At 63.0% G+C, this 15,259-nt stretch carries 13 protein-coding genes; 8 read left to right on the top strand and 5 right to left on the bottom strand.

What is annotated here, in order from left to right; genetic code table 11:
- Positions 1-3: 3 nt before the first annotated feature.
- The gene (locus G7048_RS23225; RefSeq protein ID WP_166070400.1) at positions 4-705 is read right to left on the bottom strand and encodes a pirin family protein; all 702 of its coding nucleotides are present in this window, start codon (positions 703-705) and stop codon (positions 4-6) included.
- 130 nt (positions 706-835) lie between these two features.
- On the opposite strand from G7048_RS23225, the gene G7048_RS23220 reads away from it, so the two are divergent.
- The 5 genes from G7048_RS23220 to G7048_RS23200 all read left to right on the top strand — a co-directional run bounded on the left by G7048_RS23220 (position 836) and on the right by G7048_RS23200 (position 5,911).
- Positions 836-1,780 carry a LysR family transcriptional regulator gene (locus tag G7048_RS23220; RefSeq protein ID WP_166070399.1) on the top strand — a complete coding sequence of 315 codons (945 nt, stop codon included), beginning with the start codon at positions 836-838 and terminating at the stop codon, positions 1,778-1,780.
- A gap of 139 nt (positions 1,781-1,919) precedes the next feature.
- Positions 1,920-3,044 (top strand): NAD(P)/FAD-dependent oxidoreductase, encoded by a 1,125-nt coding sequence (locus G7048_RS23215; protein ID WP_166070398.1) that lies wholly within the window; start codon positions 1,920-1,922, stop codon positions 3,042-3,044.
- A gap of 30 nt (positions 3,045-3,074) precedes the next feature.
- Positions 3,075-4,067 (top strand): tRNA glutamyl-Q(34) synthetase GluQRS, encoded by a 993-nt coding sequence (gene gluQRS, locus G7048_RS23210; protein WP_166071142.1) that lies wholly within the window; start codon positions 3,075-3,077, stop codon positions 4,065-4,067.
- Between the two features lie 40 nt (positions 4,068-4,107).
- Entirely contained in the window at positions 4,108-4,845 is a 738-nt protein-coding gene (gene trmB, locus G7048_RS23205) for a tRNA (guanosine(46)-N7)-methyltransferase TrmB (protein ID WP_371747713.1), read from the top strand.
- Positions 4,846-4,894: 49 nt separating this feature from the next.
- Positions 4,895-5,911, top strand: coding sequence for a GGDEF domain-containing protein (locus G7048_RS23200; RefSeq protein WP_166070396.1), 1,017 nt, complete (start codon positions 4,895-4,897; stop codon positions 5,909-5,911).
- A gap of 133 nt (positions 5,912-6,044) precedes the next feature.
- On the opposite strand, the gene G7048_RS23195 is transcribed toward G7048_RS23200, so the two are convergent.
- A complete protein-coding gene (locus tag G7048_RS23195; RefSeq protein WP_166070395.1) occupies positions 6,045-6,437 on the bottom strand; it encodes a hypothetical protein in 393 nt (130 codons plus the stop codon).
- 387 nt (positions 6,438-6,824) lie between these two features.
- On the opposite strand from G7048_RS23195, the gene G7048_RS23190 reads away from it, so the two are divergent.
- Entirely contained in the window at positions 6,825-7,874 is a 1,050-nt protein-coding gene (locus G7048_RS23190; RefSeq protein WP_166070394.1) for an AraC family transcriptional regulator, read from the top strand.
- Here G7048_RS23190 and G7048_RS23185 read toward each other — a convergent pair.
- The gene (locus tag G7048_RS23185) at positions 7,819-8,745 is read right to left on the bottom strand and encodes a LysR substrate-binding domain-containing protein (RefSeq protein ID WP_166070393.1); all 927 of its coding nucleotides are present in this window, start codon (positions 8,743-8,745) and stop codon (positions 7,819-7,821) included. The two genes, G7048_RS23190 and G7048_RS23185, sit on opposite strands and share 56 nt — an antisense overlap.
- A gap of 208 nt (positions 8,746-8,953) precedes the next feature.
- Here G7048_RS23185 and G7048_RS23180 point away from each other — a divergent pair, with 208 nt between their 5' ends.
- Both G7048_RS23180 and G7048_RS23175 read left to right on the top strand, forming a co-directional pair.
- Entirely contained in the window at positions 8,954-10,039 is a 1,086-nt protein-coding gene (locus G7048_RS23180) for a YeiH family protein (protein WP_166070392.1), read from the top strand.
- A 280-nt stretch (positions 10,040-10,319) separates the two neighbouring features.
- Positions 10,320-12,074, top strand: coding sequence for a uracil-xanthine permease family protein (locus G7048_RS23175; protein WP_166070391.1), 1,755 nt, complete (start codon positions 10,320-10,322; stop codon positions 12,072-12,074).
- Between the two features lie 6 nt (positions 12,075-12,080).
- Here the strand turns inward: G7048_RS23175 and G7048_RS23170 are convergent, their stop codons facing one another.
- Together G7048_RS23170 and G7048_RS23165 are read right to left on the bottom strand one after the other, a co-directional pair.
- The gene (locus G7048_RS23170) at positions 12,081-12,884 is read right to left on the bottom strand and encodes a hypothetical protein (protein WP_166070390.1); all 804 of its coding nucleotides are present in this window, start codon (positions 12,882-12,884) and stop codon (positions 12,081-12,083) included.
- Positions 12,881-15,256 carry a kelch repeat-containing protein gene (locus G7048_RS23165; RefSeq protein ID WP_166070389.1) on the bottom strand — a complete coding sequence of 792 codons (2,376 nt, stop codon included), beginning with the start codon at positions 15,254-15,256 and terminating at the stop codon, positions 12,881-12,883. Before G7048_RS23165 ends, G7048_RS23170 begins: the two co-directional genes overlap by 4 nt.
- Between the last annotated feature and the right edge of the window lie 3 nt (positions 15,257-15,259).

The raw sequence follows: 15,259 nt of genomic DNA, 5'->3' as shown, positions 1-15,259 counted from the left end.
GCATCAAGCCTGCAAATCGAACACCAGCACTTCAGCATCCTTGCCGTCGGTGATCTTGATGTCGGACTCGTCATTGATCAGCGCGGCGTCGCCGGTCTTGAGCTGTTCGCCGTTGACCTTCAACTCGCCGCGAATCAGGTGGACATAGGCCTTGCGGGCGGGGTTGATCTTCAACTCGGCATGCTCCGCGCCGTCGAACAGTCCTGCATACAGGCGTGCGTCGGCGTGAATGTTCACCACGCCTTCGTCACCACCGGGAGCGGCCACCAGGCGCAGGCGACCTTGCTTCTGGTCGTCGCCCACGGTGATCTGCTCGTAGCTCGGTGGCACGCCCATTTCGTTGGGCTCGATCCAGATCTGCAGAAAGTGCGTGTGCTGGCCTTCGGCATGGTTGAACTCGCTGTGGCGCACGCCGCTGCCGGCGCTCATGCGCTGCACGTCTCCGGGCGGAATGCCCTTGACGTTGCCCATGCTGTCCTTGTGTGCGAGGTTGCCGGACAGCACGTAGCTGATGATCTCCATGTCACGGTGGCCGTGCGTGCCGAAGCCCGTGCCGGGGGCGATGCGGTCTTCGTTGATCACACGCAGATTGCCCCAGCCCATGTGGCGTGGATCGTAGTAGTCTGCAAAGGAAAAGCTGTGACGCGACTTGAGCCAGCCATGGTCAGCAAGGCCGCGGTCATCAGAGTGGCGAATGGTCAACATAAAAAGCTCCTTCGTGTGGGTTGTGGGTCTTGTCGAACCCGATGTATGAACTGTAGTTGGGGACGCCCCCCGCGTGTCTCAAGCGGGTTGAAGGAATCATTCAAATGAATTGAAGTAAAGTGGCATCACCATGCAAAACGCACGCGATGTACTGACCCCCGAAAATCTCACCATGCTGCAGCTCATCGCTGACACCGGCAGCTTTGCCGCTGCGGCGCGCGAGCTGCAACTGGTGCCCAGCGCCCTGACCTACCGGGTGCGCCAGATCGAAGATGCGCTCGACGTGCTGCTGTTCGACCGCAGTTCGCGCCAGGCCCACCCGACCGAGGCCGGGGCCGAACTGCTGCGCGAAGGCGCACGTCTGCTGGCGGACGTGGATTCAGTCGCCAACCATGTGCGCCGCGTGGCCACGGGCTGGGAGCCGCAACTCACCATCAGCGTGGACCAGATCATCTCCACTCCCACCATGCTGGAGCTGGGACAGGCGTTCTTCGACATCAAGCCGACGCCGCCCACGCGGCTCAAGCTCACCGACGGCATTCTGAGCGGCACGCTGGAGTGCCTGACCTCCGGGCGCGCCGATCTGGCGATTGGCGTGGCGGTCGATACACCCAGCATCGCCGGTCTGCAAAGCGCGCCGCTGGGTTCGCTCAAGTTCGTGTTCGTGGTCGCGCCGCACCACCCGCTGGCCCAACTTCCCGAGCCGCTGAGCGATGCCACCTTGCGTGTGCACCGCGTGATTGCCGTCGCGGATTCGGCCAGCCGCTCCAATGTGACCATGGGCATTCTGCCGGGTCAGGACGTGATGACCGTGGACTCGATGAGCGCCAAGATTCAGGCCCAGTTGCGCGGCATGGGCGCGGGTTTTCTGCCCGAGCCGATGGTGCGCTCATATGTCAACGCAGGCCATCTGGTGGTCAAGGCCGTGCAGCGTCCGCAGCGCACGGTGCGCCTGAGCTACGTGTGGGGTCGGGGCATGCAAAGGGCGCCCGGACAGGCGCTGCAATGGTGGCTCGCGCAGCTCAAGAGCGAGGCCACGCAACGCTCTTTACTGGAAAACCACCATCACTTCTGAACCCTCCACAGTCAATTGGAGCCATAAGCCGTGTAGAGTGTCAAAGCCGCATCGCCAAAGGAAACATTCGGGATATTCGTGCGAATGTCGGGATGATTCTTTTGGGTTGCAAACCACTTTTTCAAAGACTGGGTCCGTCATGCTAGACACTACTTCCAGGAATTCCGAGCCCGAGCACCGCCCCTACGGAGGCATTCGCTCCAAACCCAAGCGAATCGCCGTCATTGGTGCGGGCATGGCAGGCATTGCGGCTGCACGCACGCTCACGCAGGCGGGCCACGACGTGACCGTGTTCGAAAAGCAGGCTGAGGCGTCCGGCCGCACCTCGGTTGTGAATTCGGTGTGCGGCACCTATGACGTTGGCGCGCAGTATTTCACCGTGCGCGATGCGCGCTTCCAGAAGGCACTCGACACCGTTCCCGGCCTGTGCCGCGCCTGGAGCGTGAACACCGTCCGCGTGCTGGACGAGGCAGGCCGCGTGGTCGCCGCTGCGCCGCCACCGGGCGAGCGCCACTGGGTTGCCACGCCGGCGATGGACGCTCTGGTCAAGACTTGGGCGCAACCGCTGGCCGACAAGAGCCGCCTCGTGGTCAACACCACCATCGTCGCCATCGAGCGCGATGTGGTCTCTCCCGATCAATGGCAGTTGCGCGCGCAGTTGCCCGATGGCGGCAACAGCGTGCAGGCAGGATTCGACACCGTGCTGCTGGCCGTTCCCGCGCCCGTCGCTCAGGCCATTCAGGGCGAGCACCAGACGCTGTGGGAAGAGCAGCTCGCCAAGGTGGAAACCGCCCCTTGCTGGACGCTGATGCTCGGTTTTCCGCAAGCCGTGCGCCCCGGCCTCACCACGCTCGGGCCGCAGTGGAATGCCGCGCGCAGCACGCATCACCGCATCGCCTGGCTGGCGCGCGAATCGTCCAAGCCCGGCCGCTCGCAAGTCGAGCGCTGGACCGTGCAGGCCAGCCCGCAATGGTCGCTGGAGCACGTGAATGACGATCCTGCGCGCGTGCAAGCCAAGCTGCTGCGCGCATTCTCCGAAGTGACCGGCATTCGCGCCACGCCCAGCCAGATCGACATCCGCCGCTGGCGCCACGCCCGCACGATGATGCCGCTCGGCCAGTCCGCGCTGTGGGACGACGACGCCCAACTGGGCATGTGCGGTGACTGGTGTCTGGGCCACCGGCTCGAAGACGCCTTCATCTCCGGCCTTGAATTGGCGCTGGCTTCCATCGACGCGGCGCATTCCAACAAGGCTTTTTCGTAGAATCGACGCCCAGCAGAAATTGGGCAGTTGATGACGGAAGCAGCGTTGGTCAGTGAAGTCAGTGATAAAAGGGCGGAAAACCGCACCGGGCAGTACGTGGGGCGCTTTGCGCCCTCGCCCACCGGCCCGCTGCATGCGGGCTCGCTCGTGGCCGCGCTGGCCAGTTGGCTCGATGCCCGCGCCGCTGGCGGTCGCTGGCTGGTGCGCATCGAAGATGTGGACCAGCCGCGCTGCTCGCAAGCCGCAGCGGACACCATTCTTTCGCAACTCGCCGCCTGCCAGTTGCTCCCTGACGAGCCGCCGCTCTACCAAACCCAGCGCACGGCGCGCTATCAGCAATTGCTCGATCAGCTCCTCGCTGACCACTGGGCCTACCCTTGCGGCTGCACGCGCCGCGACATCGCTCTGGCGCTGGAATCCCAAGGCCAGACCCACGAACGCCACACCGAACAGGTCTACCCCGGCACTTGCCGCGATGGCCTGCACGGGCATGAGGCGCGTTCGTGGCGTTTTCACACCAGCAGACGTCAACAATCGTCATCCATCGATTCTCGAAACGAGAGATCAATCACCCTTTCCAGGGATGGTGTTAGCTGGCAAGACCGTAGACTCGGGGCGCAATTTCAAGATGTCGCGAGTGCAGTGGGCGACTTTGTTCTGCTTCGCGCCGATGGCATCTGGGCCTATCAGATCGCGGTAGTGGCGGACGATGCCGATCAAGGCATCACCCACATCGTTCGGGGTGAGGATTTGACCGACAATACGGCCCGCCAGATCATGCTGCAAGCCACTTTGGGCTTTCAAAGTCCTGCCTATCTGCACACCCCGCTGGTGCGTGCAGCCGATGGCGAAAAGCTCTCCAAACAGCACGGCGCACCCGCCATCGACAGTGCTCAACCACTCGTCGCTTTGTGTCTTGCCGCCGCCGCTTTGGGCCTGCCCGTGTGCGCCGCACAACGGCATGGAACGATCGCAGAAGCGCTCGCATTTTGGGTGAGCGCCTGGCCCTATTCGCTCAATTAAGAAATTACAATCTGTTCCTGTGATAACAACTAATTCACCTATCGTGCCGGACACGGCCCCTGATGCTGCAACCCACCAGCAAAGCAACGCTGCGGCCCCTGCCGACGTGGCCCATCCCAAGGCCATCAAAAGCTATGTGCTGCGTGCCGGTCGTGTGACCACCGGCCAGGCCAAGGCGCTGGAAACCCTCGGCCCGCGTTTCGTGCTCGACTACGCCGCCCAGCCACTCGATGCTGCCGCCGCATTCGGCCGCACCGCCCCGCTGATTCTCGAAATCGGCTTCGGCATGGGTGACGCCACGGCGCACATCGCGCAGGTGCGCCCCGAAGACAACTTTCTGTGCTGCGAAGTGCACGAGCCCGGTGTGGGCGCGCTGCTCAAGCGCGTGGGCGAAGGCCACATCGAGAACATCCGCATCCTGCAGCACGACGCGGTCGAAGTCGTCGACAACATGCTGCCCGAAGGCACGCTCGACGGCGTGCACATCTTCTTTCCCGATCCATGGCACAAGAAGCGCCACAACAAGCGCCGTCTGATCCAGGCCCCGCTCGTTGCCAAGCTGGTGTCCCGTCTCAAGCCCGGTGGCTACATCCACTGCGCGACCGACTGGGAGCCCTATGCCGAGCAGATTCTGGAAGTGCTGTCGGCTGATCCACACCTTGCCAACACCGCCGAAGGCTACGCGCCGCAGCCCGCCTACCGTCCACTCACCAAGTTCGAGAACCGGGGACTGCGCCTGGGACATGGCGTGTGGGACCTCGTCTTCCAACGACGCTGACCTTCTCATCATCGAACGCACCATGACAGAAGCCCAGGAACAGTCAGCAATGACACCCATTCTTCAGCACCTTGTGGAAATGACCGGACACCGGGACCACTTGCGTCTTGAAGCATCGGTGCTGACCACGTTGCTGCAACTGGGCAGGAACATGGAAGTGCGCGCGCTGGAGTTCTTCTTCAGCGACTCGCAGGTGATGGTGCGCCCGCGCAGTTGGAGCCATCGCGGCGAGGTGATTTCGTCCGAATGCGAAGCCTCGGTCGACCCGGCTCGCGGCGTGCTCACCAACATGCCCGAGCTGACCGAGTGCCTCAAGGAACACTGCGAAGTCGCCCTGCGCAGCTCCCCCAACAGCCACACGCTGTGGCTGCCGGTGTGGATCGAGGACAAGGCGTATGCCTGCCTCGAAGTCACCCAGAACAAACCATTCACGCGCCGCGAACGCGATGTGATCATGGGCGTGTTTCAGGTCTATCAGAACTACCAGAACCTGCTCGACTACAGCGAGCGCGACGCCCTCACTGGCCTGCTCAACCGCAAGACCTTCGAGGAACATTTCGCGCGCATCACCACGCCGTCGAACTCCGAATTCGACCAACTGGACACCGGCGCCGACACGCCTCAGCAATGGCTGGCGGTGATCGACATCGACCACTTCAAGCAGGTCAACGACGTCTACGGCCACCTCTACGGCGACGAGGTGCTGATCCTCGTGGCCAACCTGCTGCGCTCGTCCTTTCGCGCACAGGACCGCGTCTTCCGCTTCGGCGGCGAAGAGTTCGTCGTGCTGTTGCGCTCGGCCACGCTGGAGCATGCGGCGCAGGCCTTCGAGCGCTTTCGATTCACGGTCCAGGAACACATGTTCCCGCAGATCGGCGGCATCACCGTGAGCATCGGCTTCACCTCGACCATGGACGGTGCGCCCGTCGAAGTGCTGGGCCGCGCCGATCAGGCGCTCTACTACGCCAAGGAAAATGGCCGCAATCAGGTGCGCTACTACGACCTGATGCTGTCACGCGGCGAAGTGAAGTCGCAGATCACGCACGGCGAGATCGAGCTGTTCTGAGCACCTGCTCCGAACAGGCAAACACGCAAGCAAGCAGGAGCGCGTCTGGATCACCAGGATTGCCAAGATCGCCAAACGCGCTCCCCTCGCTCGCACTCCCTCCCCGTCCCTCTCTCTGAAACTTCGTTTCCCGTCAGCGAAACCACAGAATCACCACCGCCGTGAACGCGCAGGCCGTGGCGTTGGCAAGACTCACCCCGATGGCTTTGTCCATCTGCTGGCCGTTGTGCTCGTAGAGCCAGGCCGCCATCGTCAGGTTGGCCCCCACCCAGATCAGCCAGGTCCACAGCGAATGCTGTTGCGAATTGCGGCTTTGCACGATGGAGACCACGGTCGGCATGTAGGCCACCAGACGCGCGGCCGTCAACAGCATGAAAGCCCAGGTCAGACATCGCAGATACCACTGCCGCCACACCTGGCGCTCCAGCCCGGATGGGTTGTGAGTCGAGGCATGTGTGCGGGTGCGCGTCGTCGGATGGGCCGTCGAATGCAGCCGGGGCGACTGGGCATTCAGATCGGGCTTCATGGCGACTCCCCGGTCGCGGCTGTCCTTGGGCCGCAGGTGTTTTGCGTGGGATGTGGCATGGCGTCGGGCTCTCTCTCATTCTTGTTGGACCCATTGGAGAACGGGTTGTTGGCAACCTTAAGCCCGCCGTCCATGACCGTCTTGGAGTGGAGCGCACTGCACCCTGCGCAAAGTGAACAGCCCCATGACAGCGCTTGCCAACATCAGACGCAGAGGCCCTTCAGCCGCATTCATCGGACATGTTTGATTTTGTGAGTTTTTAAAATGTTTATTGGTTGAATTGACTTAATAGTCTTATTGCAACCCAATCGGCGCAAGCAGCGGTTCTGGTGCGTCTGGATCCGCCCCCAACGACGGCATGCCCACATCGGCCTATGGGAGTCAGCCATGGAAAACGCAGTTGGTGCAGCCAGCGATGCGCCCAATACCCTGTGGATTCGGACCGAACCCATCCGCACTGCGCCAGCGCTCCGGGCTTTTCAGGAAGACTTCATGCAGTTGCTGGGCGGCATCCAGGTGGAGCCACTGCACAGCCAGCCTTTGTCCATGAATGGAAGCATCACCCTGTTCGGCAGCACGATGATCGGGAGCTTCCAGACCACGCCCACGCGCTGCATACACCCCAGCAACGCCCGCATGGACGACAACGTGGTGCTGTATGGCTGGGCGAAGGGACAAGGTTCGCTGCGGGCGACGGGCCAGCAATGGGATTTTGGCGAGGGCGATGCCATGCTCTCGCAAATGGGATTGCCGGAGACGGCGACCCACCATACGCTGTCCGACTTGTGGTCTGTCTCACTGAGCCGCTCGATGCTGGCCTCGATGCGCATCGATGTGGACGCCGCCTTGCTGCGCCCGCTGCGCAACAACGCCGCCGCACACATGCTGATGGGCTATGCACAGTTGCTGAGCGAGCACTGCGCACTGGCCACGCCCGAGCTGCGCCGCGCGGCTCACCTGCATCTCCACGATCTCGCCGCGCTGGCGGTGGGCGCACTGGGTGAGTCGGCGCAACTGGCACAAAGCCGGGGCGCGCGGGCGGCGCGAGTGCTGACCATTCGCGAAGACATTGCGCGGCACTTCACCGATGCGGCGCTGTCGGTGTCCGCCGTCGCGCTGCGCCAGGGCATCAGCCCGCGTTACCTGCACCTGCTTTTGGAGCGCGAAGGCCTGAGCTTCAGCGCTCTGGTGCTGGAGCACCGGCTGACTCTGGCCCATCAACTGTTGCGTGATGCGCGGCTGATGGCGCGTTCCATCAGCGACATCGCCTTTGATGTGGGCTTTGGCGATCTGTCCTACTTCAACCGCAGCTTTCGCCGCCGCTTCGAGGCCACGCCTTCGGATGTGCGCGAGGCCAGCCGCAGCGTGTTGCAGGCCACCCTCACCCCTTTGCAGAACGCTCCAGCAAGCTCACGAACGCCTTCAGCGCAGGTGTGAAGTGCTTGTCGCGGTGCACCACCCAGTAGCACTGGCGGTCGGTGTGCGGCATCTCGGAATCGAGCACGATCAAGCGACCATCGCGCACGTAGTCGTCGATCACAAAACGCGACAGACTGGCGATACCGAGGCCCAATGCGGCGGCGCTGCGGATGGCCTCCGAACTGCCGAGTTCGATGCTGCGCTGGTAGCCGCCGAGATGTGGAAGCACTGCCGCATCGGACGCTTCGCGCGTGCCCGAGCCTTGCTCCCGCACCAGCCAGACGGCCTTGCGCAGCTCGTCGATGGTGGGCGGCTTGCCCGAAGTTCGCGTCGATTGGACGAGCGCATGCGTGGGCGACGACACCAGCACCAGCTCATCACGCAGCCACGGGTTGACCTCGAGCGCCGGTTCATGTGACGGCCCTTCGATCAGCCCGATGTCGAGCTCGAACGCGGCCACGCGCGCGCAGATTTCCGCGCTGTTGTTGATCGCCAGCCGAGCATGCCATGAAGCAGCCTTGGCATGCCTGTCGCCCAGATATTCGGCCAGCAGACGCGGCAGCACATGGTTGCCGAGCGTCGTGCTCGCGCCGATGCGCAGCATCTGCAACTGCTCTTCCGGCGCCAGCCCCATGCGCTCCACATCCACAGCCCCTTCGAGCAGCGCCTGAGCGCGCGGCAAGAGCGCACGCCCGTTGTCGTTGAGCAGCAAACGGCGGCCCGTGCGATCGAACAGGCGCAGCGACAGCAGCCGTTCCAGCTCGTTGATGGCGGAACTGGTGGCCGACTGCGACAGCGCAATCGCCTCGGCCGCACTGGCCGTGCTGCCGGTGCGCGCCACCGCCATGAAGATCTGCAATTGCCTCAGCGTCAGGCGCAACACGTCCATTGGTAGTTCCTTCAAAAACATTGCTCGACCCAACTGGCAGGTCATTGTTTGCTATTGATTTTAATAGATGTTTTGGTTATTAAGCTAAATCATTGATTGATTATAGAAAAACAATCTGTTGGATTGCTTATGAGGATTTTGAGACATTTCGTTCCACTGAAGCAAAAAAGCTTCTAACCAAAAAAATAGAACGAGAAAGACAAGTCCCATGTCCACCGCAAAAACCGTTACCCATCACGCTCCCCCGCCCGCATCAGGTTCCATCTGGTTCAAACGCCTGCCGGGCATTCTTCTTTGCGGCGCGATTGCCGGTGTTTCCGCCTACCTTGGCGCATTCGAGTGGTTCGCCGCCAACGGACTGAGTGCGCTGACGCTCTCCATCCTCATCGGCATGGTTCTCGGCAATACGGTGTATGGAAGCATTGCGCCAGCGACTGGCACAGGCATCGGCTTCACCAAGCAAACGCTGCTGCGCCTGGGCATCGTGCTCTACGGTTTTCGCCTGACCACGACCGACATCGCGCACGTCGGCGTGGCCGGTGTGACACTCGATGCCATCATCGTTGGCGCCACATTCCTCTTGGCCATGCTGATCGGCCACAAGTGGATGGGCATGGACCGCAAGCAAGTCATGCTGATTGGTGCAGGCACTTCGATCTGCGGCGCAGCTGCGGTGCTGGGCACGGAACCCGTCGTGAAGGCGCGCGCCGACCAAGTGACCGTCGCGGTCGCCACCGTGGTGGTGTTCGGTACGATCTGCATGTTCCTCTACCCCATGTTTTACCAGTGGAATCTGACGGCAGGCTTCATTCCTGGTGACGGCACTGAATTCGGCATCTACACCGGTGCGACCATCCACGAAGTGGCCCAAGTGGTAGCCGCAGGCCGCAACATGGGCCCCGAAGCAGCCGCCACCGCGCTGGTCTCCAAGATGGTGCGCGTGATGATGCTGGCTCCGTTCCTCGTGATTCTCTCGGCGTACCTGGCCCGTACGGAAAACGCGCAAGCCGGCGCGGATGGCCAGAAGACCAAGATGACCCTGCCCTGGTTCGCATTCGGTTTCGTCGCCGTGGTGCTGTTCAACTCGCTGAATCTGCTGCCCAAGGAACTGGTCTCCAACGTGAATACAGCCGCCAACGTGCTGCTGGCCATGGCCATGGCGGGTCTGGGTCTGACGACGCATGTCAGCTCGATCAAGAAGGCCGGCGTGAAGCCATTGCTGCTCGCTGCCATCCTCGCAGTGTGGCTCGTGATCGGCGGCGGTCTGCTCAGCCGACTGCTGCTGGGGGCGTGAGGAGACTGAACAAGAAAAAACAGAAGGTTAGGAAAAGGAAATCCCAATGGCGCCGGGCAATGCAGATTGCCCTGCTTTCATCGCCTCCCGATGCCAATCGGGAGGCTTTTTTTCGTCCGCCGACCCCTGAAATCACCGCTATCGCCTCGAGGTTCACAGTAACATCAGCCGCCCAAAAGTTCACTGCTTTTCACCCGGACAAACGCGCATGCGTGTTCTGTGATGCTCCCGGAGAATCGGTCGCTTTCGATGCGCCTTTGCGTCGTTGTCAGCCACCCGCATGTTCCAGCTTCGCCTGCCACCCTCACCTGTCCGCCGCCGTCCGCCCGATCTCGTTTTCGCAGCCGATGACAAAGTACCGCTCGGCAGCCTGCTGATTCTGGGCGGCCAGCACGCCACCACGGCGATGGCCTTCATCACCTATGTGCTGGCGGCGGCCAAGACCGCGGGACTGGACCGCTACGGCATGCAATCGATGGTGGCGATGACGCTGATCGGCATGGCCATCTGCACGGCGCTGCAGGCCTGGGGCGGGCGATTCGGCAGCGGCACCTTGCTGGTGCACATGCCCAATCCCTTCATGATCACTTTCGTCTCCGCGATGGTGGCGGCGCACGGGCCGGGCGCGATGGCGGTGATCGCACTGGTCTACGGCGTGGTGGCACTCGCGGTCGGCCCGCTGATGACACGCATGCGCCCGCTGTTTCCGCCTGCCGTCGTCGGCACCGTGATCTGCATGGGCGGCATGGCCCTGGTTGAATCCGCGATGCGGCACACGCTCGGGCTCGATCATCTTTGGAAGATCAATCTCGGCAGCGTCGCGATTTCAGGCGCGACGCTGGGCGTCATCATCGTTCTGTCGGTCTGGGCCGGAAAACGACTTCGCCTGCTGAGTCTGCTCGCGGGCATCGTCACCGGCATCGTCGTGGCCGCGCTGCTCGGGCGTCTGGAAGGACTCGACGCGCTGCAAAGCGTGCCGGTTCTTGCGCTTCCCAGCATCCACGCACCCGTGTTCAGCATCGATTTCGCGATGGTCATTGCCATCGGGCTGATCGCCATCCTCACGCAGCTCGACAACCTCGGCAGCGTCACCATGCTCGACAAGATGGACGACGCCGACTGGAAACGCGCCAACATGAAGGCCGTGGGCGGCGGCATCAAGGCCAACGGCATCGGCGACATCATCAGCGGCATGCTGGGCGGCTTTCCCACCTGCACCTGCTCCACCAACATCGCACTGGCGCACGCCACCCGCTCCACCGCGCGCCGCATCGGCCTGATGACGGCCGCGATTCTGGTGCTGGTCGCGTTTCTTCCGCAGGTGACTCTCGCGCTCACGCTGATCCCCGAACCCGTGCTCGGAGCGGTCGAGCTGTATGCCGCGTGCTTCCTCATCGTCTCGGGCTTCGAGCTGATCGCCTCGCGCGCCATGGACAGCCGCGGCATCTTCACCGTCGGTCTGGCGATCTGCATCGGCCTGTCCATCATGCTCATGCCGCAGATGACGCAGGACGTACCCGCAAGCTGGCGCTTTCTGATCGGCAGCGGCTTCGTGATGGCCGGGCTCGTCGTCATCGCGCTCAATCTGCTGTTTCGCCTCGGCACCGCGCAGCGCGCGCAGCAGACGCTCCATGCCGCCGACCTGCACAACGACATCATCAACTTCGTCGAATCCCAAGGAGCCGCCTGGGGCGTGCGCCGCAAGGTCGTACAACGCGCCGCCATGGCCGCCCTCGAAGCCGCAGAAGCCATCGAAGCATCGGGCGTGCGCAAACTGCAAAGCATTCGCGGCAGCTTCGACGAATTCAATCTCGATCTGGAACTGCTGCACAGCGGTGCGCCGTTGAAGATCGGCGGCGCTGCATCCAACGCGGCGCAACAACATGGCCAGGACCTGCTCGACGGCGACGAAGCCGACCTGCTCGCCGCGCTGGACAACGTCTCGGGCCGACTGCTCACCCATCTGGCCGACCGGGTGCAGACGGCCGAATCAGGCGCGGAGACGTCGGTGCTCAAACTGCATTTCGAGCACTGATCCGCTCTACTGATCGCTACTGCCGGACTCCAACCAGCCGCCGCCATCGCACTCCCCGCCAAACGGAGTGACGATGCCCACGGCTGCAACGCCCACCAGTTCGTCGGCATTGGCGAGGCTGGACACATAAAGCACCGGCTCGCCCACGCTGGAGGCGGAGTCGATCAAGTAGTCGGTCTTTCCGTCGCCGTCCATGTCGCCGCTCCATTGCAGGTAGCTCATATCGATCTCGTGCTCGCAGGCACCCAGCTCGATCAGCATCTGGCGCTTGTTGTCGCTGCGCAGTTGCAGCAGGAATTGGCCTTTGTCCTTCCTGAGCAACGGCACGAGTCGGCTGACGCTTCCCGTTGGCGATTTCAGCTCGATCTCCATCGTGCCTATCCCGGCAGCGGCACGCACTCCGCCCAGGGCCGACGCGTAAGTCGGCACCGGCCCGGGCTTCAACCAAGACAGGCGCGATGTTTTGCGCAGCCATGCGATCGGCTTGCGGGCGCTTTTGTTCGGACGCGAAAAGCGGAGTTCAACTCCCCACGTCGGCTGATCGTCGTAATGGCCCTGCCACTTCGCCCGAACAGGTGTGAGGCGCGCTGACTCCAACGCGCAGTCGTTCGCATCGCAGGCCAACGCCAGCCAGTTCCTGCTGGCCTTGTAGCCTTTGTCCGCAGTCCACACAGCATCGCCGAAGACCATCTGCGTGACGCCTTCGAGTCGCATCTCCTGTGCCCGAACCGTCGCTCCGAAAAACACGCCCATCAGCACCAAAGCAAGTGCGTTGACGCGGCGTTGAACATGCGTTGCCGAACTGCTCATATGCCTCCCATCGAGACCACAGCACGGGTGCCATCGGGCAGCGAAACGATCACCAGACCCGCTCCCACCGGCACATTCGATTCGTCGCTGCCCGGTTTCACATCGCGCTCCTCCCACAGCTTTTCCCAGTCGTTGCTGGCGAAGTTCATGCGCCAGATGGCGCGCTGCGTCTGATGCGGTGTCTGTTCGGTTTTCTGCGCCGCCAGCAGCAACTCGTTTCCCTGCGCACTCATCTGCCACCGACCCGGCAACTGCATCTCGGAAGGCGCGGCTGCCAGATCGCGCCAGCGCAAGGTGTGCGGATCATGCATCTCGAAGGCAAGCCGCCCATCGCTTGTCGCCGTATGCGCCTTGACCACATGGCCGCTGTCGAGAATCACGACCGTGCCGCCTGGCAGTCTCGATGGCGCAGACAGGCTCGCCTTGCCGTCGGGCGCGATGATCTCGTGCTCCTGCTCCGGCCCCCAATAACCGATAGAGACATAGCTGTCCGGCGCAGTGCTGGCAAGCGCCACCTCTTCGCTCCATAACGCGATGCGTACGGACTGCACCTCGCCACCCGCCACAATCACGCGGCCATCGTCCAGCTCGCGCATCTGCACGCGCGAGTCTTCAAATGATCGTCTCGAACGAAGCAGTTGCGCCCAAGCTTCGCGCACAAAAGTCGGCTCATCCTGCGAAGCACCGGTCTTCACCTGCACACGCATCACGCTCGTCGCATCGACCAATTCCAACAAGCCGTCCGAGGTGCGGCGCGGCGTCACCAGCGAATTCGCGTCCAGCCCCGTGTCCGCAAGCACCGTCCAGCGAGCATCGAGACCGCGCTCCGTGGACGGCAACCATTCCACAGGCAAGACAGGTTGATTGCGGCGAAAAACCGATTCGTTGCTGCCGCCCACCACCAGCACACCGTCGCCGACGCGCAGCACGTTGGGAGAGCGCCGCGCATGTTGAAGGCTGGGCAACGCAAACGCCCTGCCCGCCGCATCGACAGCAATGACCGCTGCGGAAAGCTGGTGAGAGTTCATGCCCGTGTGCATGGTGCCGCCGACCAGCAAGGCGGGATGTTTGCCATCGACTGCCAGCAGGCTTGCGCCCCAACGCCCCGCAGCCACCTCGTTCCAGATCGGCCCCGTGGCCTGTGCGCCCGGTGCACGCGGCTCAAGCAGCTTCGTCAGCCGGATCAGCCTGTACTCGCAGGACTTGCTTGAGTAATGACCTTCCGATTTGAAGTTCTGCCAGGCCCAGGTCTGCTCGCCCTTCTTGAAAGGCACGAACGTGCAGGCACCTTCCTCGCTGCCAGCCTCCCACGCGCCCGCCAGATACCAAGCCCGGCGCTGCACATCGAATGCGGAAATGCCAGCGCTCATGCCTTCCGCGATCAGCAGCGTGCGCCCTTCCTGGCCCGGAGCCCAGTACGCCTTGGCGCGTGCGGTGGGAACCGGCATGGGCGGCAGTGGCTCGAAGCGATTGCTGACCGGGCTCCACAGCTCCGCCGTGCGCGATGGCCCGGGCCCCCAAGGTTCGGCCTTGGTATAGCCGCCTGCCACCAGCACCGAGCCGTCCGGCAGACGCGCTGTAACGGCTTCCGCGCGGCCCTCCAGCATCGACGGGCCGGGTGTCCAACGCCTGACTTTCAGATCCAGCACATGGGTGCTCGCGAGGCACTCCTCCACGCATCCCCGGTACTTGCCTGCACCGCCGCCAATCAGCATGATGCGCTGCTCGTCCAGAGCCACCACGGCATAGTCGTCGCGAAGCACTTCGGGTAGCTCCGGCATGGGATGCAACTCGATCTTGGCTCCTACCCGCTGCAGCAACAGGCCGCGCGGATGGCGTGTGGTTTCATCGCGCTGCATGGCAAACACGGCGTCTTCGCCGAGCGGAACCAGCTCTTCGATATGGCGGTAGCTGTCCGCCGGAAATTCCTGCTCGATCAGTGCTTCGGGCGTCTTCAGCAACACGCGCCATGTTTGCCGCGCCGTGGGCTCCAACATGGGTGCGGTGTGCATCCACACATTGCGCCCGGCAACCACGCGCGGATAGTAGCTGCCCGCCGCCACACCCAGGTTGTTCCTGGAGTGCTCACCCGTCGCCGGATTCCAGCGATACCACGCGAGGCCCCAGTCGATGCAGGGTTGCGATGGGTCGGCCCGACAGTAGGTATTGGTGCCCGCAGGCCACAGCACTGCGCCATCGCTGTCACGCAGAAACCCGCTTTGCGCCGGGAAAGGCATGGCAGCGTAAGTTGGCACAGGAGGAATCGAGACCACTTCGGCTTCGGCGTCGGTCATTGCGGCGCAGAACGCCAATGCGGCTGGAGCAACCCATCTTTGCCAGCTTGCTGGACGCGGTGTGGTGACTGACGACATTCG

It is taken from the genome of Diaphorobacter sp. HDW4B, assembly GCF_011305535.1.
In the GTDB taxonomy this organism is placed as follows: domain Bacteria; phylum Pseudomonadota; class Gammaproteobacteria; order Burkholderiales; family Burkholderiaceae_C; genus Diaphorobacter_A.
The sequence above is the reverse complement of the archived record's forward strand: the minus strand, read 5'-3'. Positions and strand labels throughout refer to the sequence as shown.

Coding starts and splice junctions, on each gene's coding strand:
- G7048_RS23225 (WP_166070400.1), bottom strand. CDS start 705: ATGTTGACCATTCGCCACTCTGATGACCGCGGCCTTGCTGACCATGGC.
- G7048_RS23220 (WP_166070399.1), top strand. CDS start 836: ATGCAAAACGCACGCGATGTACTGACCCCCGAAAATCTCACCATGCTG.
- G7048_RS23215 (WP_166070398.1), top strand. CDS start 1,920: ATGCTAGACACTACTTCCAGGAATTCCGAGCCCGAGCACCGCCCCTAC.
- gluQRS (WP_166071142.1), top strand. CDS start 3,075: ATGACGGAAGCAGCGTTGGTCAGTGAAGTCAGTGATAAAAGGGCGGAA.
- G7048_RS23200 (WP_166070396.1), top strand. CDS start 4,895: ATGACACCCATTCTTCAGCACCTTGTGGAAATGACCGGACACCGGGAC.
- G7048_RS23195 (WP_166070395.1), bottom strand. CDS start 6,437: ATGAAGCCCGATCTGAATGCCCAGTCGCCCCGGCTGCATTCGACGGCC.
- G7048_RS23190 (WP_166070394.1), top strand. CDS start 6,825: ATGGAAAACGCAGTTGGTGCAGCCAGCGATGCGCCCAATACCCTGTGG.
- G7048_RS23185 (WP_166070393.1), bottom strand. CDS start 8,745: ATGGACGTGTTGCGCCTGACGCTGAGGCAATTGCAGATCTTCATGGCG.
- G7048_RS23180 (WP_166070392.1), top strand. CDS start 8,954: ATGTCCACCGCAAAAACCGTTACCCATCACGCTCCCCCGCCCGCATCA.
- G7048_RS23175 (WP_166070391.1), top strand. CDS start 10,320: ATGTTCCAGCTTCGCCTGCCACCCTCACCTGTCCGCCGCCGTCCGCCC.
- G7048_RS23170 (WP_166070390.1), bottom strand. CDS start 12,884: ATGAGCAGTTCGGCAACGCATGTTCAACGCCGCGTCAACGCACTTGCT.
- G7048_RS23165 (WP_166070389.1), bottom strand. CDS start 15,256: ATGTCGTCAGTCACCACACCGCGTCCAGCAAGCTGGCAAAGATGGGTT.